The organism is Shewanella canadensis (assembly GCF_003966225.1).
GTDB lineage: Bacteria > Pseudomonadota > Gammaproteobacteria > Enterobacterales > Shewanellaceae > Shewanella > Shewanella canadensis.
The window spans coordinates 630903-655751 of the sequence record NZ_RXNU01000001.1 but is presented as its reverse complement, the minus strand read 5'-3'; the positions used below and the strand labels follow the sequence as shown (position 1 = coordinate 655751).

At 45.8% G+C, this 24849-nt stretch carries 25 protein-coding genes; 10 read left to right on the top strand and 15 right to left on the bottom strand.

The window, feature by feature from the left end:
- Positions 1 to 169: 169 nt before the first annotated feature.
- A complete protein-coding gene (locus EKG38_RS02875) occupies positions 170 to 982 on the top strand; it encodes a tetratricopeptide repeat protein (protein WP_126518468.1) in 813 nt (270 codons plus the stop codon).
- Between the two features lie 106 nt (positions 983 to 1088).
- On the opposite strand, the gene EKG38_RS02870 is transcribed toward EKG38_RS02875, so the two are convergent.
- Both EKG38_RS02870 and EKG38_RS02865 read right to left on the bottom strand, forming a co-directional pair.
- Entirely contained in the window at positions 1089 to 2225 is a 1137-nt protein-coding gene (locus EKG38_RS02870; RefSeq protein ID WP_126518466.1) for an HlyD family secretion protein, read from the bottom strand.
- A gap of 1 nt (position 2226) precedes the next feature.
- Positions 2227 to 2634 carry a DUF3302 domain-containing protein gene (locus tag EKG38_RS02865; RefSeq protein WP_126518465.1) on the bottom strand — a complete coding sequence of 136 codons (408 nt, stop codon included), beginning with the start codon at positions 2632 to 2634 and terminating at the stop codon, positions 2227 to 2229.
- Positions 2635 to 2946: 312 nt separating this feature from the next.
- On the opposite strand from EKG38_RS02865, the gene purT reads away from it, so the two are divergent.
- On the top strand, positions 2947 to 4122 hold the full coding sequence (gene purT / locus EKG38_RS02860) for a formate-dependent phosphoribosylglycinamide formyltransferase (RefSeq protein ID WP_126518463.1): 1176 nt from the start codon (positions 2947 to 2949) through the stop codon (positions 4120 to 4122).
- A gap of 65 nt (positions 4123 to 4187) precedes the next feature.
- On the opposite strand, the gene EKG38_RS02855 is transcribed toward purT, so the two are convergent.
- From EKG38_RS02855 to EKG38_RS02835, 5 genes are all read right to left on the bottom strand, one after another.
- Positions 4188 to 5159: a D-2-hydroxyacid dehydrogenase gene (locus EKG38_RS02855; protein ID WP_126518461.1), complete on the bottom strand. Its 972-nt coding sequence runs from the start codon at positions 5157 to 5159 to the stop codon at positions 4188 to 4190.
- A 57-nt stretch (positions 5160 to 5216) separates the two neighbouring features.
- Positions 5217 to 5846: an outer membrane beta-barrel protein gene (locus EKG38_RS02850; RefSeq protein WP_126518459.1), complete on the bottom strand. Its 630-nt coding sequence runs from the start codon at positions 5844 to 5846 to the stop codon at positions 5217 to 5219.
- Between the two features lie 118 nt (positions 5847 to 5964).
- Positions 5965 to 6744 (bottom strand): co-chaperone DjlA, encoded by a 780-nt coding sequence (gene djlA, locus EKG38_RS02845; protein WP_126518457.1) that lies wholly within the window; start codon positions 6742 to 6744, stop codon positions 5965 to 5967.
- A 76-nt stretch (positions 6745 to 6820) separates the two neighbouring features.
- The gene (gene murU / locus EKG38_RS02840) at positions 6821 to 7510 is read right to left on the bottom strand and encodes an N-acetylmuramate alpha-1-phosphate uridylyltransferase MurU (protein ID WP_126518455.1); all 690 of its coding nucleotides are present in this window, start codon (positions 7508 to 7510) and stop codon (positions 6821 to 6823) included.
- Complete coding sequence (locus EKG38_RS02835; protein WP_126518453.1) at positions 7507 to 8511, bottom strand: aminoglycoside phosphotransferase family protein; 1005 nt, start codon at positions 8509 to 8511, stop codon at positions 7507 to 7509. Before EKG38_RS02835 ends, murU begins: the two co-directional genes overlap by 4 nt.
- 154 nt (positions 8512 to 8665) lie before the next feature.
- On the opposite strand from EKG38_RS02835, the gene lptD reads away from it, so the two are divergent.
- The 7 genes from lptD (at position 8666) to EKG38_RS02800 (ending at position 17723) form a co-directional block, all read left to right on the top strand.
- Positions 8666 to 10990 carry an LPS assembly protein LptD gene (lptD, locus tag EKG38_RS02830; protein ID WP_126518451.1) on the top strand — a complete coding sequence of 775 codons (2325 nt, stop codon included), beginning with the start codon at positions 8666 to 8668 and terminating at the stop codon, positions 10988 to 10990.
- Between the two features lie 121 nt (positions 10991 to 11111).
- Complete coding sequence (gene surA, locus EKG38_RS02825; protein ID WP_126518449.1) at positions 11112 to 12416, top strand: peptidylprolyl isomerase SurA; 1305 nt, start codon at positions 11112 to 11114, stop codon at positions 12414 to 12416.
- A gap of 5 nt (positions 12417 to 12421) precedes the next feature.
- Positions 12422 to 13408, top strand: coding sequence for a 4-hydroxythreonine-4-phosphate dehydrogenase PdxA (pdxA, locus tag EKG38_RS02820; protein WP_012141312.1), 987 nt, complete (start codon positions 12422 to 12424; stop codon positions 13406 to 13408).
- 13 nt (positions 13409 to 13421) lie between these two features.
- The gene (gene rsmA / locus EKG38_RS02815; protein WP_126518448.1) at positions 13422 to 14225 is read left to right on the top strand and encodes a 16S rRNA (adenine(1518)-N(6)/adenine(1519)-N(6))-dimethyltransferase RsmA; all 804 of its coding nucleotides are present in this window, start codon (positions 13422 to 13424) and stop codon (positions 14223 to 14225) included.
- Between the two features lie 95 nt (positions 14226 to 14320).
- Complete coding sequence (gene apaG, locus EKG38_RS02810) at positions 14321 to 14701, top strand: Co2+/Mg2+ efflux facilitator ApaG/CorD (RefSeq protein WP_126518446.1); 381 nt, start codon at positions 14321 to 14323, stop codon at positions 14699 to 14701.
- Between the two features lie 34 nt (positions 14702 to 14735).
- Positions 14736 to 15560, top strand: a complete 825-nt coding sequence (locus tag EKG38_RS02805; RefSeq protein ID WP_126518443.1) for a symmetrical bis(5'-nucleosyl)-tetraphosphatase — start codon at positions 14736 to 14738, stop codon at positions 15558 to 15560.
- Positions 15561 to 15695: 135 nt separating this feature from the next.
- On the top strand, positions 15696 to 17723 hold the full coding sequence (locus tag EKG38_RS02800) for a methyl-accepting chemotaxis protein (protein WP_126518441.1): 2028 nt from the start codon (positions 15696 to 15698) through the stop codon (positions 17721 to 17723).
- A gap of 75 nt (positions 17724 to 17798) precedes the next feature.
- On the opposite strand, the gene EKG38_RS02795 is transcribed toward EKG38_RS02800, so the two are convergent.
- The 7 genes from EKG38_RS02795 to rplU all read right to left on the bottom strand — a co-directional run bounded on the left by EKG38_RS02795 (position 17799) and on the right by rplU (position 22263).
- Positions 17799 to 18185, bottom strand: a complete 387-nt coding sequence (locus EKG38_RS02795; protein ID WP_126518439.1) for a DUF3718 domain-containing protein — start codon at positions 18183 to 18185, stop codon at positions 17799 to 17801.
- A 100-nt stretch (positions 18186 to 18285) separates the two neighbouring features.
- A complete protein-coding gene (gene folA / locus EKG38_RS02790; RefSeq protein ID WP_126518437.1) occupies positions 18286 to 18768 on the bottom strand; it encodes a type 3 dihydrofolate reductase in 483 nt (160 codons plus the stop codon).
- 312 nt (positions 18769 to 19080) lie between these two features.
- Positions 19081 to 19551: a threonine/serine exporter family protein gene (locus EKG38_RS02785; protein ID WP_126518435.1), complete on the bottom strand. Its 471-nt coding sequence runs from the start codon at positions 19549 to 19551 to the stop codon at positions 19081 to 19083.
- Positions 19548 to 20309: a threonine/serine exporter family protein gene (locus EKG38_RS02780; RefSeq protein ID WP_126518434.1), complete on the bottom strand. Its 762-nt coding sequence runs from the start codon at positions 20307 to 20309 to the stop codon at positions 19548 to 19550. The genes EKG38_RS02785 and EKG38_RS02780 overlap by 4 nt, the downstream gene beginning before the upstream one ends.
- 70 nt (positions 20310 to 20379) lie before the next feature.
- A complete protein-coding gene (cgtA, locus tag EKG38_RS02775) occupies positions 20380 to 21540 on the bottom strand; it encodes an Obg family GTPase CgtA (protein WP_126518432.1) in 1161 nt (386 codons plus the stop codon).
- Positions 21541 to 21681: 141 nt separating this feature from the next.
- Entirely contained in the window at positions 21682 to 21936 is a 255-nt protein-coding gene (rpmA, locus tag EKG38_RS02770) for a 50S ribosomal protein L27 (protein ID WP_012141302.1), read from the bottom strand.
- A gap of 15 nt (positions 21937 to 21951) precedes the next feature.
- A complete protein-coding gene (gene rplU / locus EKG38_RS02765; protein ID WP_012141301.1) occupies positions 21952 to 22263 on the bottom strand; it encodes a 50S ribosomal protein L21 in 312 nt (103 codons plus the stop codon).
- A gap of 278 nt (positions 22264 to 22541) precedes the next feature.
- Between rplU and ispB the strand changes: the two genes are divergently transcribed.
- Entirely contained in the window at positions 22542 to 23513 is a 972-nt protein-coding gene (ispB, locus tag EKG38_RS02760) for an octaprenyl diphosphate synthase (RefSeq protein WP_126518430.1), read from the top strand.
- Between the two features lie 95 nt (positions 23514 to 23608).
- Here the strand turns inward: ispB and mdh are convergent, their stop codons facing one another.
- A complete protein-coding gene (mdh, locus tag EKG38_RS02755; RefSeq protein WP_126518428.1) occupies positions 23609 to 24544 on the bottom strand; it encodes a malate dehydrogenase in 936 nt (311 codons plus the stop codon).
- Between the last annotated feature and the right edge of the window lie 305 nt (positions 24545 to 24849).

Genomic DNA, 24849 nt, shown 5'->3' with positions numbered 1-24849 from the left:
TTGTAAAATAATCAACTCAACGCTCCTAGATCAGCATACATGTTCTTCCATGTAAGCAGCTTATGTAAACAGATCTCACTAATTTAGGCACCCATTGACCAGGTTATCTTTTTAGGCTATTAATTACTCACCTAGGCTCTATGGATAAGCCGCAAATTAAGGAAAAACAATGAAAGGATTCACACTCGCAACGATCATCACTATCGCTTTTTTAATACCACAGCAGAGCAATGCCTCCCCCGATAAAAACGGGCTTGTACCTGAATGCCAGCAAGCCGAATGTATCAAGTACTTTCAGCAATATCGAATGTATACCCGTCGTGGTTATTCAGATGCGATGTACACCCTGGCTGAACTCTATTACCGAGGTTATGGTACTGAAAAAAACTTATCGTCAGCACTTAAGTGGTATCGCAAAGCGGCAAAATTCGAAAATGCTGATGCGCAATATAAGGCGGGGGTCCTCTACCTGAGAGAGGGTGAGTATCAAGACAGAGAACGCGGCCTTAAGTATCTAAGAGGTGCGGACAGAAACGGTGCAGCAGAAGCATCTCACCTTTTGGGACTGGTCTACTTTGAAGGACAACTTACCGAACAAGATCTAAAACTTGCAGATGAATATTTTAGCCATGCAGTGAAATTAGGCCATCAAGATACCATCAACTTTTTCAGCCACCTTGATAATACAGAGCAAAGTGATCAAAAACAGCAGCTAAAGCTGGCTGCGGCCCTTGTCAAAGATCCCACTTACTCAGCTAGTGACACCGGTACCAGACCAGAAGGTGAGATGGAAACGATTGTCGTAACAGGCCCCGATCTTTCTGAGATATTTGATTATCAGCTAGCACGGCTGGATCTGATGTCACCGGACGCGGTAAAAGGAACCGGTACCAATATACCGGGTCGAACCTGTGATGAGATGATCGCCTGTGGCCATGTAGACAGAGACAGATATAGAGAGTTCTTCATGTCTGGCTGGTAATCTCAATCGCAGCTAAGAAGCAGCAGATAAAAAGGGCTAAAGATTATCATCTTCAGCCCTTTATATTGTCGAAAGCCCAGGTTAATAGGCGGGTAAACCAATGCTACTAATGAAACAGGTAGTTGAGCCAGCCTAGCATTCTCAGTATCACTTTACGCATTACAGCAACATGAGAGAAATGCTCGGTATAGATGGCCGCCTGACCCGCCACACCTGCTGGGAATGCATCCTTCACATCATGATCGTCAAGCTCAATCAAGACTATGGCCCTCCCCCTTGGCATTAATACCATAGAGGAGATCAATACACCGCGCGATTGTAGCTCCCCCTCGGCCATTGCGGGTAAAATTTTGGCAACTCGTCCCTTAAACACGACACCTGGGGCCGCATCCAAGATCACTTCGGCCTCATCTCCCTCTTTTAAGCGTAATAATGAATTCTGCCAGAAAGCGCCGGCAAAATACCGCTCCTCATCGGGAATAAAGCTCACCAATGAGCGCAGTGGCATAGGTACCGCCACAATACCGGGACGCAGCGCCATCTGAGTGACCATGCCATCGCTCGGCGCTCTGACAACCGTCATCTCCAGATCGAACAGCGCTTTCTCGAGCTCTCCCTGGATCCCTGCAACCTTAGTATTGACGCCATCGACATTCGATTGGAACGCGAGCCGGACTCTTAGCTCTTCTGCTTTAACCGCGGAGAGGCTTGCTTCAGATGCCAGATAGAGTTGACGTTTATTATCGAGTTCCAATTCTGTAAATGGTGAGTTAGCACCACCTTTTTTCTTACCTTTGGCATAACGTTCGAATGCCGACTTAGTCCTGTCTTTGTCCGCTGTCGCTCGCTCGACACTGGCCAGTGCTGCCTGCCATGCAGCTTCGAGCTGTGGCACCTCTTGCTCTGCAGAGACTAACGCCGCACGTTTCTGCTTAACCACAGCCTCAAAGGGACGTGGATCGATGCGAAATAGCACATCCCCTTTCTTGATAGGGACATTAGGTTTAACTTCAACTTCCGTCACTATTCCACGTACGGCAGGGTTAATCGGTACAGTAACAAATACCTCTTTCGCAAATGGCGTATAGGGGTGGTTGTAGTTCATCAGTAGAATCAAGGCACCGACAATAAAAATACCGCCCAAAATTGCTGTTGGAACAGTCCACTTGGTTAGTGGAATTTTAAAAACCTTAAAAATGGCAATACAGATCGCCGTGTAAGTAAGAATCAGTAATAGATCCATCTTATACCTCCGTCTTACTTGTTGAGTGTTCACCGACATCGGTTTGTGATTCGGCGGTGATAATCGGCTGTTCACCAGACTGCTCGATAGATTGCAAACGTAACTCCAGCTGAGCCACGGTATCACTAAGCAGCTTCACCTCACCTTCCAGGGCCAACTCGCGTTCGATAACAGAATTGAACCCCCACCCTCGATCCTCTCGATACAAGGTGGCCCAGATCCAGAGAAATGGCCAGATGGCATGCAGGGTAAACAGGCTCACCCAACCGGCTACATGCAGTGCATCCTGCTGCGGGTGGTTACGCTTCTTGGCAATTTCGTAGGGAATATCATGAATGACGATAACACCGTAAAAAATGAAAATTGCGACAAATAAAATCACACCTAATGCAAAGTAATCCAGAAACACTACTCGCTCCTTACACCCGTATATCCACCGTCATCGGTCATATTTAGGTGTTTGTTTTTATTGGTTAAGACAGCCCCAACCTCAGAAACATTCTCTCAACATTTCATTAGCAATACCAGTGGTATTTTAAGCAGAAACACAGTATTCCGAGGCCCTAAAGTGATCCACTACACACTTGTAGCCCTTGTTTCCACTATATTCAGCCATCAATGTAATATAGTGGATAAAAGGGCAAACATAAGCTCAAAAACAGAAAAAAACTAACTTAGCCTTAACAGCTAATACCTGTATAAAAAGAATAAGGTACCCACAATGATAGGAACACCACATTCAAATGACGCACTTCGCGCCATGCTTCTCGGCTGCGGCGAACTCGGTAAAGAGGTGGCAATCGAACTACAGCGCATGGGAGTCGAGGTGATCGGTGTCGACCGATACCCTAACGCTCCTGCAATGCAAGTCGCCCACAGATTTCATGTTATCAATATGCTCGATGGTGATGCGCTGAGAAACATTATTGAACAGGAGCAACCCCATCTGGTTATTCCTGAAATTGAGGCCATAGCCACTCAAACCTTAGTTGAGATGGAAGCGGAAGGTGTCAATATCGTGCCTACCGCTAAAGCCACCAAGCTGACCATGGACAGGGAAGGCATAAGACGTCTGGCAGCTGAAACCTTGGGCCTGCCGACCTCACCCTACTTTTTTTGCGATACACAAGCCGAGTTCGAGCTGGCCATCGAAAACATTGGTATGCCCTGCGTTGTAAAACCTGTGATGAGCTCATCGGGTAAAGGACAGAGTGTCATCAAAGAGGCCGGCCAAGTGCTCACCGCATGGAACTATGCTCAAGAGGGAGGCCGTGCAGGTGGCGGTCGAGTCATTGTCGAAGGCTTTGTCCCCTTCGATTACGAGATAACTCTGCTCACCATAAGCGCGGTTAATGGCATCCATTTTTGCGATCCCATAGGTCACCGGCAGGAAGATGGTGACTATCGTGAATCCTGGCAGCCTCAGGCCATGTCGGCTCAGGTATTGGCCAAGTCACAAGAGATAGGTCGTAAGGTTGTCGAAGCATTGGGAGGTTATGGTTTATTCGGCGTCGAACTGTTTATTAAGGGAGATGAGGTCTATTTCTCTGAAGTCTCTCCCCGTCCACACGATACCGGGCTGGTAACCTTAATCAGCCAGGACCTATCTGAATTTTCCCTGCATGCACGCGCTATTCTTGGTCTACCCATCTCCAATATTGCCCAGCATGGTCCTAGCGCTTCGGCAGTGATCCTGGCAGAGGGACAATCTCACAATATTCGCTATCAGGGCATGGCTGCGGCGCTGGAGGCCCCGGACACCCAGTTACGTCTATTCGCCAAACCTGAGATCGATGGACGTCGCCGTTTGGGTGTCGCCTTGGCCCGCGGGGAAAGCATCGATAACGCCATAGATAAGGCGCTGGTTTGCGCCGGTAAGGTTGAAGTTATCTTATAGAAAAGTCGATTTATGCACGCAAGGGTTCCCGGATGGTTTTCCCAGACAAAGTCGCCCGGGGACTGTTAGTTCACTCTATTTCGCGGCTTTTCGGATAAAAAAGCCTGCAAGTTACCTATCGCAATATTCAGTAGGTTCTGTCTGGCCTCACGTGTGGCCCAGGAGTTATGGGGACTGATGCTGATATTGACGGCGTTAAGCAGTGGGTTGTCCGCCTGTGGCGGCTCGGTCGAGAGCACATCGACACCAGCGGCTGCGATCTCCCCTTCATCTAAGGCCTGTTTCAACGCCGCCTCATCGATTAATCCCCCGCGAGCAGTATTGATCAAGATGGCACTCGAGCGCATCTTCTCAAGCACAGTGCGGTTGATCATCTTATCTGTCGCCTCGGTCAAGGGACAATGCAGAGAGAGGATATCGACCTGAGGTATCATAGAATCGAAAGCAGCCCATTTTACACCGGGTGGCAAGTCGAGGGGTTCTGTGCGCGTATTGACTAATACCTTCATGCCGAAGGCTAAAGCGATGTTCGCAACCTGCCTGCCGATAGCGCCATACCCCATCAATCCTAAGGTTTTCCCCTGCAAGGATTGCAGCGGCGCCAAGGTGAAACAGAAGTCTTCACAGTCAGTCCATTTCCCCTCTGACACGGCACGATGATGAATACTCACTCTCTGGGTATGGTGCAAGATATGAGCGAACACCATCTGCGCCACGGCGTCGGGGCCGTAGCCGGGCACATTAGTCACCGCTACGCCCCGCTCTCTTGCGCAGTTCAGGTCGACCACATTCGTGCCTGTAGCCAACACGCCTATGTATTTAAGGCTCGGCAGTTGAGATAGAACTTCAGCAGTTATAGGCGTTTTATTGGTGAAGATGATATCGGCATTCGATGCCCGGCCGATAAGTTCAGCCTCAGAGGTTCTGTCGTAACAGTGAAATTGTCCCTCACCATCCTGTTTGGCAATATTAGCCAAAGGTTGCCAGTCAAGATCGCCGGGATTTAACGTATAACCATCGAGTACGATTATATTCATTTCTCACCTTAATACTTAGGACCTAGAGTCTAGAATCTAGAATCTAGAATCTAGAATCTAGAACTTGAGCTTAACGCCGAGATTCGCCTGTCCCTGCCACATGATATCGGAGCTGATAGACCAGAGACAATTGCCTCCATCGCAAAACAGGGCGCTGCTACTATTGACGAATGTGGCATAACCTCTGGCGTCGGCAAACAATGAGAAGGCATCGGTCATCTGGTATTCGATACCGGCGCCGAAACCCATTGAAAATCGTGATTCGGTCGAGTAATTATCACCCGGACGCATCTGAGTCAGACCAAGACTTGCCGTTACATAGGGCTTAAAATTGCCATTAGGGAAGAACAGTGAACCACCGAGGTGAAAATAATCCACATTTAAGTCAGTGATAATATTTGGACTGAAATTGCCCCCCGACCTCAGCTCTGTGCCTTGATGACTATAGAGGAAATAGATATTTCCCGGGTCTTTCGTCGTAACCCCCGCCATGAAACCGTAATGATCTGATTCAGAGATCTTTAACGACCCCTGATCATTGGTATTATCGGCAGAGATGGTAAATTCACTTGCCCCGAAGCTATAACCGCCATAGGGGGCAACAAACACTTCAGCCATAGCTGGTGTAGTAACAAAAACAGACGCCGCAACTAAAACCGAAAACGGCAAGTGGTCTCTCATTTTCATAACAAATCCTTTTAATCTATCACGACAATAATGTCCTATGTTACCACACAGTAGTCAACCAACTAGTCAGCTGAACAGTCATCAGTTTCACTGTTGTACCATCAATTATTTCACTTAGCTAGCGCATTCCTCTATCGCTCTTGACTCTGTCGTAGGCAGCCTGAATATCCTGCGCTTTTACTTTTGCCAACTCCATCATCTCCTCCGGCAAACCTTTAGCGACCAACTTATCGGGATGATGCTCATTCATCAATTTACGATAGCCACGTTTGACCTCCTGATCCGATGACGCTTCCGACATTCCGAGTAGATCATAGGCATCTTCAATCGTGGTCTGCTGATTATTGCCACCTTGGTGGAAATTAAATTCAGCCTGCCAACGCTTAAGCAGTTCATCAAGCTGACTGGCACTAAATCCTAACTCCTGAGCCACGGTTAATAGGACCGTGCGCTCTTTAGGATCGAGTTTTGCGTCAGATAAAGCCGTCTGGATCTGGATCTCCAGAAACATCTGCAACAACTCTTTACGTCCCATAGAGATGAGTCGAAATGTCTTAAGGCAAGCCTTAATATCGAAGTCACTCTCTTTACCCTCTTTAAACGCCACCTGAGCTTCTTTTCTCGCCTCGCCCTTGAGTTGCATCTGATCCATCAACAAGGTCGCGATACGGATATCATTTTCGGTGACTTGACCCGAGGCTTTCGCCACGTGCCCCATCACGGCAAAGGTGGTATTAAAGAAGAGTGTCTGCCTATTGGCTCCTTTGCCTATGATGCCACTAAGCTCGGCACTTTTCTTATCATAAAGATGGCCCAACCAGAGACCAATCAAGCCACCAATGATTCGACCAAACATGAAGCCGATAGCGAAGCCAAAAAATTTACCCCAAATACGCATCAATAAACCTTACTCATAACATTAGTTGAAACTAAAAAATTAAAAATTGAGATGACGATAACCAATATCGGTAACCTTACCTCATCTCTTGCTGTCGACGCTCTAATTTGTCTAAACGCTCCTTCGTCCCGACATCACACCAAAAGCCTGGAAAATGTGAGCCAGAAACCGCCCTTAACGCCATTTTGTCTCTTAATAACGGCGCTAATGGAAAGCCATTATCCGGAGTATTGTCAAAAAGTGAAGGGTGATAAATCCCCATACCTGAAAACGTCAATCTTGGTTCATCATCAAGGATATCGGCCGAAACCAGCCCATCTCTCAGAGGAAAGTCCCCTTTGGGATGCTGCTCAGGGTTATCGACCAACCACAGATGGGCTAGTTTGCCATTGAGTCGTTCAGTCGCATCCAGCTCGGAAAAATCGGGTAAGTCGTCGATAAATATATCGCCATTAATCACCAAAAAAGGACGATTCCCCAGCAAAGGTAAGGCCTGTTTTATCCCTCCACCAGTTTCTAATGCGCTGGACTCTGCACTGTAGAGAATATTGATGCCCCATCGGCTACCATCTCCCAATGCTTGAACCAACTTATCACCGAGCCAGGCATGATTGATGACAACCTCGCTAATACCCGCCTTGGCCAGACGCTCAATGTGATAGACGATTAATGGCTTGCCATCGACTCTGACCAGCGGTTTCGGAACTGAGTCGGTGAGAGGACGCAATCTCTCACCCCGACCCGCCGCTAAGATCATCGCCTTCATCTGTTTTCCTCAAAAGTTGGAATAATCAGAGTTTCAATCCAATGACTAAAACAAACCAGCTCTGGGTAGCGCGCTGAAATATCGCGAATATATTCCAGTGTTAACGGGATATCATCCATATAGGCAGGCTTGTCATCTCTGTATTTCAACCTGGAAAAAATGCCTGCGGCCTTTATATGGCGCTGTAACCCCATAAGATCGAACCATCTGCGATAGGTCTTCACAGGAAGGTTTTTATCTAGCTCACCGGCATCTATCAGCCGATAAAAATGCGTTAACATCAACTTTTCCACGACCTCATCTGGCCAACGAATATAACAGTCTCTGAGCAAAGACACCGCATCATAGGTTATCGGTCCTAATACGGCATCCTGAAAATCGATAACATTGAGTTGGCCATTTTTCAGCATCAAATTACGGCTATGATAATCCCTGTGCATCCCAACCACGGGCTGCTCTGCGGCGTTATTAATCAATACTGAATAGGTTCTATCCAACATAGATTGCGTGGCATCATCGAGTTCAATGTCGAGATGATGGTTTATCAACCAGTCAGTAAAAATTTCCAATTCTCGTTTTACAAATTCGCCGTCGTACAGGGGCAATGGCATTTCACCGTTATCCCTGACACGACTCACCCTCTCCAGTAGAGCCAGAGCTTTTCCGTAATATCGTTCAACATTATCAGGGGTTAACTCAGAGAGCAGCTGCACATCCCCCAAGTCACTCAACAAAAGAAAACCATCTTCAACATTTATTTCAATAACTTGAGGAGTGTGAACCCCTTGATTCCGGTAGGCGTTTGCCAGTTTAACAAACGGCATAACCGGAATAAGTTCTGGTGGTGAGTCCATAACGATAAAACTCTTGCCAGCGCTCTGGACCCGAAAGTAGCGCCTGAAACTGGCATCACCGGAGATCAATTCCGGGGTCACTTGCGTATCAAAAATTCGGTTTAGCCATGCATTTAAAACAAGAAATCTGGGATCTGACAAGGGCACCTCATGGCTCTTATGGGAAAATTGCTTTATTATAAAGCAAAATGGAAACAGCTAATAAGCTCAATCTCGATATTTAGCTGTGTTGTCTTATTGAAGCGGCAACTTTTCTCACCAATACTTGTCCAGACTAAGAAATCATATTAAACGACTTAAGATGCAGATCCGTTATTTATTGGCACTAAGCCTACTTCCCCAATTAGTCTTGGCTGAAGAAACTCCAGTTACAACCAATTCCGATACCCAGTGTATCGTCGAGCCTCCGGTTCCCCGTTTGACGCCGCAAGAAAACAGCGATGGAAAGATAGATCTCCAGGAGATCCGCATCATATCTGATCGCTCAGAAGCCCAAATGGGTAAACAGGCCAAATTTAACGGTGATGTCTCATTCAGTCAGGGCGGGCGTAATATCGCTGCCGATGAGGCTATTTTAGATCAAGAAGCGGAGCGTTTAGACGCTAATGGAAATCTGGTCTTTCAGGATCAAATGTTTACCGTCACCGCCGATTCTCTCGTGGCCGAGATGCGCAGTAACAGTGCAACCTTGTCAGGGGCTCAATACTGGTTACATGGCCAACAGATCCATGGCGATGCAGAAAAGCTGGAGATCACGTCTGATAACAATCTCCACCTGACCAAAACCAACTTTACCACTTGCCCTCCAGAGGATACCTCTTGGTTACTCGAAGCTGAAACGATAAAAATTGACAGTAAAGAGGAGTGGGGCGAGTTATGGGACGCCAAACTAAAAATAGGTAATGTGCCTGTACTTTATATTCCCTATATGACGATACCGGTATCGGATAAACGTAAGTCAGGCTTCCTGTTTCCTACTTTCAGTACCAGTACAACCAATGGCGTTGAAGTGGCTACCCCCTATTACTGGAATATTGCACCTGACTATGATCTGACCTTCACGCCTCACTATATGTCTGCCCGTGGTCTGTATTTAAAGAGCGACTTCAGGTATCTGGCCGGTGATGCTCAGCAGGGGCAACTCAATATTGAATACTTAGCTAACGATGATATGTTAGCTAATTCACCAAACCGTTATCTCTACCACTGGGAACATCAGGGTGCAATCGATGAAAACTGGCGTGTACTCGCAAACTACACCGACGTATCGGATAACAACTATTTCAATGATTTAAAATCAGATGTCCAGCGCGCAACGGATAATCAGTTGACTCGAATTGGTGAAGTCAGCTATTTCGAAAAAAACTGGGATTTCAACGCCAGAGTACAAGACATTAAAGTGCTGGGTGAAGATGAAAAACCTTATCAGGTGATGCCACAATTTGGTTTTAACTACCGTTCTCCTGATATTTGGAAAGGCTTAGATTTTGATTTCTTGAGTGAAGTGACTAATTTTGAACATGAAGAAAGTGACCAAACGACGGCAACACGGCTTCACTTTGAACCTAGCATCTCGTTCCCGCTTCATGGGCCAGCCGGGTCGTTGACCAGTGAAGTAAAACTGCTACAAACCTACTATTGGCAAGATGATGCCCGTATCGATGCCAATAAAGATCTCGATAGCAGCGTGACCCGTACTCTGCCACAGGTGCGGATCCATGGGCAAGTCAACTTCGAGAGATTTACCGATTACTTTAACGAAAACTATCGCCAGACTTTAGAGCCTCAATTCCAGTACCTCTACGTGGGTTATGAAGACCAATCGAATATTGGTATTTATGATACGGCGCAGCTTCAGGAAGATTACTTCGGGTTATTTCGTGAGCGACGTTTTTCAGGCCTGGATAGAGTCGCCGATGCGAATCAGATGACATTAGGTCTAACGACACGACTATTTGATGAACATAATATTGAAAAATTTAAGTTCAGCTTAGGCCAGATATTTTACTTTCAGGAGAGCCGGGTCGGCATAGCGGATTCAACTTTTCAAGGTGAAACGTTTAACCAGGAAAATACGTCAAACTCAGTATTAGCTGCCGAATTGAATACTCAACTCTACCAGGACTGGTATATGAGTGGTGCAATTCAGTATGATACTAAGCAGCGTGAGAATAAGAAGAGTGAAGTAACCCTCGACTTCCGTCCGGGTGCCAACAAGCTATTACAATTTAGTTATCGTTATGTCCCCGACCTGCTGAACAGCAACACGAACGAGTCGGTAAATATTTCACAGGCGGGCATGCGGGGAGCATGGCCACTGAATGATAGTCTTTACTTGGTCGGTAACTGGTATTACGATCTTAACGAGAGCCGTAGTGTTGAAACCTACGCAGGCTTTCAGTATGAATCCTGCTGTTGGGCCATACGTTTAAGTTATCATTATCGAATTAAGACAAATTATGATGAGGATTATAATCCGGTATTGGATAATAGAGAGCTTTTTGAGAGCGGTTTATATCTCAACTTTGTAATAAAAGGGCTCGGTGGCTCTGGTCCATTAGGCGTATCGGATATGCTTAACGATGGTCTGTTTAATTACCGAAAGCCGCTTTACCTGAAAAACTAGTAAAACAATTACTTTTTCGATGAACCATGAGTTAGACCTGTAGTCCAACTCTTGATAATAGAATTTTAGCCGGCATCATTTAATGCCGCACCAGACGTTAATATGCCAAGGATTTTTGTTGATGAAACCCTGTAAACATTTTATTTTTGCTTTTCTTACCCTGGCAATGAGCCACACAGTTCTAGCTAAAGTAGAGCCCCTGGACCGTGTTGCAGTTCAGATAAACGAAGGTATTGTACTGGAGAGTGAGATAGCCGGTATGCTAAAGACGGTAAAAGCCAATGCCAGCTCAGCAGCACAGGCTTTACCATCAGATCAAGCGCTTAGAACTCAGGTTATTGAACGTTTGATCATGACCCGATTACAGATGCAAATGGCCGACAGAATTGGTTTGCATATCGGAGATCTCCAACTGGATCAAACCATCAGTAATATTGCCAAAGAGCAAAACCTTACTGTTGATCAGATGAGAGAGAAAATTGGTGAAGAGGGAATGAGCTGGAGCCAATACCGTGAGCAGCTGCGTGAAGAGATCACCTTAGGTGAGATACAACGTATTCAGGTTCAACGCCGTATTCAGGTCTCACCTCAAGAGATAAATAACTTAGTTAAACTTATTGAAGAGCAAGGGCTGCAGCAAGTTGAGTTCCAAATCGGACATATACTGATTGAAGTACCAAGCAGCCCGAGCAGTGAAGCACTGCAAAAAGCGAGTGAACGCGCCAATACGGTACTGAAACGTGTCCAAGATGGCGATGATTTCCGTCGTACTGCGATTGCCGCATCGGCAGGTCCAAAGGCCCTCGAAGGTGGTGTTTGGGACTATATGAACGTCAACGAAATGCCAACGCTTTTTGCCGAAGTATTGGGTGGTGCTAAGACTGGTGACATCATTGGTCCAATCCGAAGCGGTGCAGGCTTTCATATCATCAAGGTGCTAGATGCCCGTGGACTTCAAACTAAAGAGGTTGATGAAGTCAGCTCAAGACATATTCTAATTAAGCCCTCTCCAATCCTATCGGAAGAGAGAGCTAAGGCGATGCTTGATAAGTTCGTGGATCAGATACGTGCCGGCGATGCAGATTTTGCAGCCCTTGCCCGTCAATACTCTGAAGATCCAGGTTCTGGGGCTAAAGGTGGCGAACTTGGCTGGGCCGATCCTTCCGTTTATGTTCCTGCATTCGCCCAAACCTTGAATGCATTAGAAATTGGCGAGATCAGTGAACCATTCCGTTCGAGTCACGGCTGGCATATAGTACAACTCGAAGAGCGCCGAAAAACGGATGCTACAGACAAATTTAATACTAATCGGGCGCACCAACTTATCTTCCGTCGAAAGTTTAATGAAGAGCTACAAAACTGGCTGGATGAGATGAGATCTGAGGCGTATATAGAAGTTTTCGATGCTGATTTCAATCGAGGTTAATCATATTGACGACTAAACGAATTGCCATTACACCGGGAGAGCCCGCTGGAATTGGCCCAGATTTAGTTATCCAACTAGCTCAGCAGGCTTGGCCTGCTGAGCTAGTTGTTTGCGCCGATCCTGAACTTTTGTCCGCCAGAGCTAAAAAGCTTGGACTTCCGCTTCAGCTAAAGCCCTACCAGCCTAATCTGGAGCCTAAAGCTCAAGAAGCGGGCACATTGACACTGGCTCCCTTTACGCTCATCACTGAATCGGTATGCGGTCAGCTTGATGAAAAAAATAGTGCCTATGTCGTTGAAACATTGCGCTATGCCGGTGAAAAAAACATGAACGGTGAATTTGATGCCGTCGTCACAGGCCCTGTGCATAAAGGTATCATTAACCAATCCGGTATTCCGTTTAGCGGACATACCGAGTTTTTTGCCAATCAGGCAAACTGCCAAGATGTTGTAATGATGCTGGCCGCACCGGGTTTACATGTGGCCTTAGTAACAACCCATATTCCATTAGCCTATGTATCTAAGGCAATAACCCGCGACAGACTTCATCAAATCGTGAAGATCCTTCATACCGATTTAATTGAGAAGTTTGCACTTGAACGACCTAAAATTTACGTCTGTGGGCTTAACCCACATGCCGGTGAAGATGGACATTTAGGGCGAGAAGAGATTGACACTATCATACCGGCCCTCGAGGAATTACGAGCCGAAGGTATGAATATTGTCGGTCCATTGCCCGCAGATACTATTTTCCAGAAAAAGTATCTGGAAGATGCCGATGTTATCTTAGCCATGTATCATGATCAGGGTTTGCCAGTCCTTAAATCGCAAGGTTTTGGTAGCTCTGTTAATATCACGTTAGGGCTTCCCTATATTCGTACCTCTGTCGATCACGGTACCGCACTAGAACTCGCCGGAACCGGACAAGCAGACATTGGAAGCTTTGTCTGTGCACTTAATAAAGCCATAGATTTGGCTGCCAATGCTGAGTAGTTGAAAATAAGTAATGAGTAATAAAGTACATTTAGGCCATACAGCCAGAAAACGTTTCGGACAAAACTTCCTGACCGACGGTAATGTTATCAACCGCATCGTGGGTGCTATTGCACCCGATAATGATCATGTGATGGTTGAAATTGGTCCGGGCCTCGGCGCCCTGACCGAACCGGTAGCCAATGGTATCGATAAGTTAACGGTAGTCGAGCTGGATAAAGATCTTGTTGAGCGACTCAAAGAGCACCCAACACTGAAGCACAAGTTGGACATCCATCAAGGTGATGCACTGAAATTTGATTTCAGTCAGCTCGTGGAAGAAGGCAGGCAGATGAAGGTATTTGGTAACTTACCTTATAACATCTCCACGCCACTCATGTTTCACCTGTTTGAGTTTGCAGAACAGATTGAAAACATGCATTTCATGTTGCAAAAAGAGGTCGTTCTTAGACTGTCTGCCAGCCCGGGAACTAAAGCTTATGGACGCTTGACTGTGATGGCGCAATATCACTGCCAAGTCATGCCAGTGCTTGAAGTGCCACCACATAGCTTCACGCCAGCACCAAAAGTCGACTCAGCAGTGGTTCGCCTCGTGCCTTATAAGATAAAGCCTTGGCCATGTAAAGATGTCGACCAGCTCAGACATCTGACAACCACGGCATTTAATATGCGCCGTAAAACGCTGCGCAATAACCTCAAGCATCTGATCTCAGATGAAGAGTTTGCTGATCTTGGGATCGACGCTACGCTCAGACCTGAGCAGATCACTGTCCAGCAATATGTAGCCCTGACTAACTTGGTTATCGACAGGAAATAGGCTTGCTATAGCCGATAGCTATTGATCAGTATTGATTAAAAATCATAAATTTCAGGAGGGCTTAGTCCCTCCTTTCTTTCGCCATAAGGAAAGTCATGACGTCACTAGAAGACTCCATCAAGGTCGAAGTAAAAACTGAATATATTGAAGATCAATCTTCCCCTACTGAGGAAAGGTACCTGTTCAGATATACCATCACTATCGTTAATCTCGGCGAAAAAGCGGTGACACTGAAAAGCCGTTACTGGTCAATTACCGATGCGAATAACCATAATAGCGAAGTGCGTGGAGAAGGTGTGGTTGGCGAGACGCCAACAATAGAACCTGACAGTGCATATCAATATACCAGTGGCACAGTACTGGAGACTCCTTTGGGGATCATGCAAGGCAGCTACACCATGCTCACCGGCGAAGGAGAGAGCTTTAAAGCGCAAATACCTCCTTTCAGACTCGCAGTACCTGGCATGCTTCACTGAAATGTACTTTTTAACCCTATTTGAGGCGACATAGATGGCGCATTATTTTGTTGGTGATATTCAAGGATGCTTCGAAGAGTTACAGCTGCTCCTGAATAAAGTCGACTTTAACCCATCAACAGATCAGCTTTGGGCTGTCGGGGATCTTGTGGCAAGAGGCCCGGGTTCGCTGGAAACCCTACGTTACTTTCGGGAACTTGAAGGCTCAGGACGTGTGGTACTTGGAAATCATGACCTTCATCTTCTGGCGGTTAATGCCAAAATTAAAAGAGCCAACCCCAATGACCAACTCGGCCCATTACTCACTGCACCCGATATTGGCTCTCTGATTGGCTGGTTACGAATGCAACCACTTTACCAAGAGCTGCCTGAGCACAACCTGGTGATGACTCATGCGGGAGTTCCTCCTCAGTGGAGTCTTGAAACCTTAAGAGAGGAAGCGGATCATGTCGCTGCAGCGCTCAGATCAGATGATTACCTCACCTCTCTTATCGGTCATATGTATACTAATGGTTCCAATTGCTGGCACGACTCCATGTCTGAGTTGGAGCGTAAAATATACTGCATCAATGCCCTGACCCGAATGAGGTTTCTGCACAGTGATGGGAGACTCGACTTTGACTGTAAGCTACCTCCATCAGCGTGTGAAGACCCCGATCTATCACCTTGGTTTGAGCACCCAGGGTTGCTTAACTCCACGCATACATTAGTCTTCGGACATTGGGCCGCCGTGATGGGCAAAGTGCCGTCAAGTACAATACATGCTCTCGATACGGGCTGTTGTTGGGGAGAGCATCTGACTCTCTGGCATTTAGAATCCAATCAAAAAATAACCCAAAACAAGTTAAAAAAGAGTTAAACTAAATCTGAAGTTGGCCGATAAAAATCAAACTAGAGAGCCAAGCCCTGAATTTTAAAAGTTTTTTACTAGGGAGTCGTGATCAACAGCTCTAGCTGATTGGCACAGGAATTATAATAATAACTGGAGTACCCTATGAAAATGAATGTCGCCACTAGAGTCATTGGTGGGTTTAGTGTTGTCACCCTGTTACTCATCGCTTTGGGGGGAGCTTCATTATTTACCAATAGTAAACTCAAGACGAGTACTCAGGTACTGCAAGAGTTCAGCCTGCCGGCACTCGAATCCAGTGGCCATCTTGTTGAGAGCCTTTCCCTTCAAGAGACACAACTCCTAACCGCCTACCATAGTGATAAATCGAATAAAATTCCGGCAATTGAAACCAAGCATTCAAAAAACAATCAAACATTTTTCAACGAATTAGATACGCTATCTAATATCGTAAGCGCACAGAAACAGACTGATTTAAATAGGATTATTTCAGATTTGCGTCAAAGCTACTCAAGTTTTGAAGCAGATGGTAAGAAGATGATCCAAACCAAGAAAAGTGCGCTCGCGACTCAAGAGAATTTAGCCTCTAATTTAGAAGCTCTTGAAGAGGCGGCTGACGATACGGCCTCTCTTTTATTGGATCTCATCGATCTTGAAATAAGTAAAGATCCCGTTGAGCAGCAAATTGCTGCAACTGCAGGTGATATTGATAATAGCTTAAGTGGTATTGTCAGTACCAGTTTCGACTTAGTGAATAGTGGTACTAAGCAGCAACATGAAACCATCACACAGGAGCTAAACTACTTCATCAGGAACATCGACTATAAACTTGAATATTTAAAGAGTAATTGGGGAGAATTTATTGACGAAGACCTACTTTCCGAGGTCAATGTCGAAGCAAAAAAAGTGCTTTCGATGCTTGAAGGCAATGGCTCTATTCAAGCCTTAAAAGGACGCCAATTGAACTTTGTGTCTTCAACAGACCAGATGCTCAGTCAAGTCGAAAAAGATACTCAAAATCTCAATCAGAACATGAGAGCCTTAACCGATGCAGTAGAGTCCGTCTCTAAAGAGGTGAGTGTTAAGGCCATTAGTGATATCGACTCTGCCAGCATCAATACTCTAATCTTGGTTCTCGTGGCAATTATCGTCTCTATTATTGTGAGCGTGGCAGTTATTCGTCCCCTCACCCAATCTCTTGCCAAGGTAAATAATGCCCTTAATATCCTTGCATCGGGTAACTTGACACATAAGTTGGATGATACCGGTCATGATGAATTTGCCGAACTCTCCAAAAACTGTAATCGATTGGTTGATAGCTTACGAAATTTGATCCAGGGGATCTTAGATCGCTCTAATCAGCTTGCCGCAGCGGCAGAAGAAACGTCAGCCATCACAATGCAAACGACTGCCAGTATTCAGGAGCAGAAGAGTCAGGTCGATCAAGTCGCCACAGCCACGACTGAATTAAGCTCCAGTGCTCAGCAAGTGACCACGAGTGCCGATGATGCACTGCAGCAGATTAAGCAGGCTGATGACGAAGCGCTGCATATGCGAACCATTGCCGATGAGAATAAACAGACGATTCTTGCGCTGGCCGACGAAGTCGCTAAGGCAGGGGTTGTGATCAATAAAGTCCACTCCGATAGTGCCTCTATCGGCTCCATCCTCGATGTTATTCGAGGCATTGCCGAACAGACTAACCTGTTGGCACTCAACGCGGCAATCGAAGCAGCCAGAGCCGGAGAGCAGGGTCGTGGGTTTGCGGTCGTAGCAGATGAGGTGAGAAGCTTAGCCTCAAGGACTCAGGATTCTACTCAAGAGATACAGCAGATGATCGAGGTACTGCAGCAAGGTGCTCAGGAAGCGGTCTCTGTCATGGAGATGGGACGTGCTCAGGCAAGTTCTTGTGTCGATAAGACCGAACAGGCCAACATTGCACTCGAGAGCATCAGTGAATCCGTCCATCAAGCACATGATTCAGGCACTCATATCGCCCACGCAGCACAAGAGCAAAACATTGTCAGTCAGCAGGTTTCTGAGAAGCTTGAGCATATCGCAGCCATCTCTGAAGAGACCTCAACAGGCGCCGAACAAACGGCTCAATCGAGTCACCAAGTGGCCCAACTGGCCGAGGAGCTACAAGCTTCGGTGAGAGAATTTACTGTTTAACCCTCTTTGTTCCATAAAAGTTTATTCCATAAAAATGCCGGACTCAGTCCGGCATTTTTATGGAAATTCTGAAGCCTAACTGCCAGCTATACGCTCGTTAATTGCAGCCGTAATCGTACTACCGCTATGTCCATTTGCCTCAGACCACTGCACAACCGTCATTCCATCGGCTTCTGCTGCCTTTAAGTCCGATACAGAGAGGCGTTTAGCGACAAATGTGCCTACCTTATCTGAACCACTCTTCATCGCAGTACGAAGAAGGCTATCCCCATTACACGAGATACCACTATAGATATTGCGAAGTTTTACGCGGTTTTCTTTTAATTTTTTACGTAAACGGTTCTTATCATTTGTTTGCACATAGTTACATATATTAGCCGCTAACTGATCGTTAGCTTGTGCAGGAATAGAGAAAGTAGACGCTGCGATAACCACAGCAAGGGTCGTTGGTAACAGACGCATCTGATACTCCTTTATTATTATTTATTTTTATACTGTAGAGCAGCAAACAATGATCTTTATATGCCCCACCCTGAAATTGAAACATAACAACTACGACAATTTAACATCTTTTCACCAAGTTGATAAAGCTATATTCCAGCCCTTTATCATTAATTGCCGTCTCTTTGCTAAGAAGCTCCCAACTAGCATCGTCCCATGGTGGAAAAAAGGTATCACCGTCCACATCGAGGTTTATTTCAGTGAGGTACAGTTTATCGGCCTCCTTGAGTAAAGATGAGTACAATTGCCCCCCACCGATAACTACCAGCTCTTCACAATCACCAGCTACCTTTTTTGCAGCTTCAAAAGAGGAAACACAAGTAACCCCTTCAATTTTGAGTGACTCTTGTCGGCTAATCACAATATTATGACGACCAGGCAGTGGACGCCCGATTGACTCAAACGTCTTTCGTCCCATGACAATGGGTTTACCCAATGTCATCGCCTTGAAATGTTTAAGGTCCTCAGGAAGGTGCCAGGGCATTTGATTATCTTTACCAATAACACGATTGTTAGCCATCGCCGCTATCATGGCAATTTTCATAATATCTCCAATTTTGTTTTTAGAATAATAAAGACTGAATGTATATACCCAAGCCACTTCAAAATGTTCGTTTCAGAGCTCCCGTAGGATAGGTGAACAAGGTAGTGATTGAAGAGAATGGTTAGTCCCTTTTCAATATCACTAACGCAGTGCAGGTATTCTACGGGAACTCCCGAAGGGCAAGGCGAGAAGCAACATGTTTCTGCGTTACAAAATATTAAATTAGAATAACTAGTCCCGCTATTTCATGCCTTGAACTCTGTCACTTCTCGACATGCTGAATCCTGCATTTCGAGGTCGTTTGGGTATCGATTAAATGACCGGGCGTGTACGAAAGTAGAGTAGACTCGGCATAGCTAATCCCACAGACAGTGCCCCCAAAATAAACACCGTTTTCAGTCCATTGCTGATCACCTCAGAGGTCAATTCCGGGCTAATCTCTGACTGAGCTGTAAGCTGAACGAGCGCTATCACCGTATTAAATGCATAGGTTCCGGGGATCATAGGAATAATGGCCGCAACGGCGTACATCAAGGGTGGCGCTAAATGACGTTTAGCAAAACCGATAGTGACTAAACCAACGAGAGCCGCTGCTGCGAATGTCGCCCATTCTATCGGTAGGCCTATATGCAACAAAAGCGTTCTAAAGCTATGGCCGAGCGCACCGGCGACTGCGCAGTATGGCAAGAAGCGTTTAGGCACGTTAAACACCATGGCAAACCCCACAGCCGGAATTGCTGAGAAAAACGCATCGTTGAGTAAGGCTAAGAGAAGTTCCATCATAAGAACAAGCCCCCCAATTGCATAGCTATGGTGATACCTATCACTGAAGAGACAGTCAACAACGTTGCATGACCCCATCTCGATATCCCGACATTAAGATGCCCTTTCACCATATCGGATATTGAATTGATCATGGGAAAGCCCGGCACCAACATCAGCACACTCGCGGCCATAGGCAGCTTAGGCGTATCGGTAAGAGAGAACTGGTAGCCAAGCTGAGCAATCAAGGTGGTAACGAATGCCGTGACCGCAAAGTTAAGTAGTAAGTTAAAATGATGCTTAGCAATGGAGACCCTGACAAACATCCCTATCGATGAAGCAAAAAAGGTGATCACAGATGCCGCTATATCGCCACCAAAAAGGTGACAAAAACTCGCGCACGATAACCCTATCATAGGCACTAAATAACGCTTGGGGTAAGTCCTGGGCTCTATGCGTGAGACACGTTTTCTGACTTCGTTGAGCCCGTATAGGCCCTTTTCGGTCAGTAAACAGATCCTTTGCAGCTCACAGACGATGGTCATGTTGATACCATGCTCTCGAGTACGACGAGTCGTCGTAATACAACGACCATGGACCAGACTGGTTAAAACGAGGGAGTTTGAAGAGATGGATATTTCGACACCGGCGAGCCCCAGTGCATAGCCTAAGCGCTGACTTATCTCTTCGACAAGTTCCGATTCAGCGCCATAGGCCAACAAGAGTTGAGCAACCCGGACAACCTGCCGGGTTATATCATTTTGAGTATCTGCGTACATACTAATCTCGAACAGTATGGTCTCAAAAAAATAGCCTCAATTAAACATTATCGATAGAGGGAGACAACGACTATCTTTGATAGATAACTTCGACATCATAGTCATCGTCATCGAAGTCATCATCGTCTGAATCGTCAAAATCTTCGTTTAACGAATCACTGTCTTTATGATAATTATCCCACTTGAATTCGACTTCGGCTTCTACATCCACCGCTTCCTCTTCAGGAAGTGAATCGATGAAGTCGACAAGTTTCAAACTAAGATCTTCGGTCCCTTCACGATTATAAGCTGAGATGGTAAAGACTTCGCCTTCCCACTCTAACTCTTTCACGATATGGTCGATACGCTCCTGAAGTTCCTCTTCGAGCAGCAGATCTTTTTTATTGATCACTAACCAGCGTGGCTTGCTCGCAAGCTTTGGTGAGTGCTTTTCAAGCTCACCAACGATAGCTCTTGCCGACTCGACAGGATCACTGCCATCGATCGGATCGATATCCACAAGATGCAATAACACACGACAACGCTCAAGGTGTTTCAAAAATCGAACACCAAGACCCGCACCATCTGCAGCACCTTCGATTAAACCAGGAATATCGGCAATAACGAAACTTTGACCGTGTCTTGGGTTAACAACACCAAGGTTAGGCACTAAAGTTGTAAAAGGATAATCTGCGACTTTAGGCGTAGCTCTGGATACCGAACGGATAAACGTTGATTTACCCGCGTTAGGCATACCAAGAAGACCAACATCGGCAAGCAACATCAACTCAAGCTTAAGGCTTCGAACCTCACCAGGCGTTCCCAGAGTTTTCTGTCTTGGAGCACGGTTAGTACTACTCTTAAAGCGAGTATTACCTAACCCATGAAAACCACCTTTAGCCACAAGCATTCTTTGACCATGAGCAGTTAAATCTCCGAGAGACTCTTCAGTTTCTTCGTCGATAGCGCGTGTGCCAACAGGAACCTTGAGAACTAAGTCCTCACCACCATGACCGGTACAATCACGACCTCGGCCGTTTTTACCACGCTCGGCACGATGAAAACGTTCAAACTGGAAATCGATCAGTGTGTTAAAACTTTCATCTGCTTGCAGATATACACTACCGCCATCACCACCATCGCCGCCATCAGGGCCGCCATCGGGTACATATTTTTCGCGTCTGAAACTCACGCAACCACTACCACCATCACCAGCTTCAACTCTGATCACAGCTTCATCGACAAACTTCATACTTACTCCTGGCACCACAGACTAAAAGGATTATACGTCTTTCTATCCAAGGTCGCCAAAAAACAATTTGTAAACCCATTAAAACAATAAAGCCCCACCAAAGGCGGGGCTTTAATAAGCAATCTTAGCAGAAGCTAAAGATTAACCTTCGATGCTAATGAACTTGCGGTTCTTAGGACCTTTAACTTCGAACTTAACTTTACCGTCAGTCAAAGCGAATAGAGTATGGTCACGACCAATACCTACGTTAACACCAGCGTGGAATTTAGTACCACGTTGACGAACAATGATGTTACCAGCAAGAACTGATTCGCCACCAAAGCGCTTTACACCAAGACGTTTACTTTCTGAATCGCGGCCGTTACGAGTAGAACCGCCAGCTTTTTTATGTGCCATGAGTTAGACTCCTAATTAAGCGTTGATAGCTGTAATTTTAACTTCGGTGAACCATTGACGATGGCCCATTTTCTTGTCGTGGTGCTTACGACGACGGAACTTAACAATAGTTACTTTCTCAGCACGGCCGTGGCTAACTACTTCAGCAACAACCTTACCACCTGCAACTAGAGGTGCACCAACATGAACAGTCTCACCGTCAGCAACCAAAAGAACTTGGTCAAACTCAACAGTATCGCCTGTAGCGACTTCTAATTTTTCTAGACGAACAGTATGGCCTTCGGCAACACGATGTTGCTTACCACCACTTTGAAAAACAGCGTACATAGCTATTTTACTCCGATATTTCAAACACGCCGGCTCATTATGTGAGGCAGGGGTGTTATAAAAGCTTTAATGACAATGGTCGCGGAGTTTACGCTAAGAACTCCCACCTGACAAGTCCTAATTAAGTAAGAATAAAAAAAGATCGGAATTAATCCCACTATCTCCTTCTAACGCTGTCTTGAATGGCGTTTCTTAGGTAGAATCCATCTCATTATAACATTCATGCCTTCATTTGGGCCGCCTTTTTTATTGCTGCCCCACAAAACCAGAGCCTATATATGGATTTAAACGCCATTCGTCAGTTAGCCGATAACGATATGCAAAACGTTAACAAGCTAATATACAAACAACTAGAATCTGATGTCGCCCTAATCAATCAGTTAGGTTTCTACATTATCAATGGTGGTGGTAAGCGCATGCGTCCACTACTCTCTATTCTGGCAGCTCGTGCCATCGACTATAAAGGTGAAGCACACCTTAAGCTGGCTGCAATTATCGAGTTTATCCATACCGCTTCGCTGTTGCATGATGATGTTGTCGATGAGTCCATGTTGCGCCGCGGCAGAGAGACGGCCAATGCACTCTTTGGTAACAGCGCAAGCGTATTAGTAGGCGACTTCCTCTATACGCGTTCGTTTCAGATGATGACTGAACTTGGCAACATGGAAGTCCTTGAAGTACTTGCCGATGCCACGAATGTGCTTGCCGAAGGTGAAGTATTGCAGTTAATGAACTGTAATGACCCTGACACGACTGAAGAGAGTTACATGCGTGTCATCTATTGTAAAACAGCTAAACTCTTCGAGGCAGCCACACGTTTAGCCGGTGTACTTGCACAAAGCCCTATCGAAATGCAAAGCGCACTGGCCGATTACGGGAAGTTCTTAGGGACGGCATTCCAGTTAACCGATGATCTATTAGACTATACTGCCGACACCGAAGAGTTAGGCAAGAATATTGGTGATGATCTTGCTGAAGGTAAGCCAACTCTGCCACTTATTTATGCCATGGCACACGGTACTGAAAAAGAGCAAGAGTTAATCCGCACGGCAATAGAAAAAGGGGATGGTACTCAGAATATTGAAGAGATCCTCAATGCATTGCACAGCTGCGGTGCCTTAGACTATACATTCAAGCGCGCACTAGAGGAGTCTGATAAGGCAATAGATGCCTTGTCTGTCATCCCAGAGAGTGATTACAAGCAAGCACTGATATCATTAGCTAAGATTGCCGTAGAGCGTAGCAACTAGTCTTACGCCTTATGTTCGATACAATAAAAAAGGAGCCCTGAGGCTCCTTTTTATTTGCTTGGATTTAATACCGATTAGTATAAGTCCTGTAATTATTACTTAACGAATTCAACACCAAGAACGATATCGGCCTTGAGTGTATCGAGCATAGCATCACGAGCATTGGCTTCGAATTCACTGACTTCACCGTAAGCCAGTACCGACTCAACGCCATTCTTGCCAAGCAGGATTGGTTGTGCGAAGAAATCAGCGTGTTCACTGCCACCATCGACATAGGCACACTCAATCACATTCTCTTCACCTTGAAGACCACGTACCAGAGACAGACCGAAGCGACATGCCGCCTGACCCATGGAAAGAGTCGCGCTTCCGCCACCGGCTTTAGCTTCAACCACTTCTGTACCCGCATTTTGGATACGTGTAGTCAATGCTGCAACTTCTTCATCGCTAAAGCTTACGCCTTGAACTTGAGAAAGAAGAGGAAGGATAGTCACACCACTGTGGCCACCGATAACATTGATCTTAACATCATCAACATTCAGACCTTTTGCTTCGGCAATAAAAGTTTCAGAACGAATCACGTCGAGTGTCGTGATACCGAAAAGACGATTCTTATCGTATACACCAGCAGCTTTTAATACTTCAGCGGCGATGGCGACTGTAGTGTTAACCGGATTAGTGATAATTCCGATAAGTGCTTTAGGGCAAGCAGCGGCACACTTTTCGACTAGATTTCTAACAATACCGGCATTGATATTGAATAGATCCGAACGATCCATACCAGGCTTACGAGCCACACCGGCAGAGATCAATACAACGTCCGCACCTTCAAGTGCAGCTGTGGGATCTTCACCGGCAAAACCTTTAACTTCTACGGCTGTCGGGATATGACTAAGATCAACCGCAACACCAGGTGTTACAGGAGCAATATCATAAAGTGACAATTTTGAACCTGCAGGTAATTGAGTTTTTAATAGTAGGGCAAGAGCCTGGCCAATACCGCCAGCGGCACCAAGTACAGCAACTTTCATAGTTATCTCCGTCATTTCTTGGATATTTGTGATATAGATCTATATCTCTCAATGCCGCCACATTACTGTAATCACGCTTAAAATTCAATTATCCCTTAGTCTTGGTTAGAATAAATTTTTGTTCTACATCAAAAAACTACCGAAATAAGCGCAATAAAGCACCATAAGTGCAAATGCACGCTCCACCTCAGTACTACAGAATCCTTACCAGGCCCCCCTCCTCCTTGCTCCGGTTACTATTTATTTACTTATACATCTCCCCACACACCTTAAGTTGCATTTTTATTCATAAAACTCGGATATTT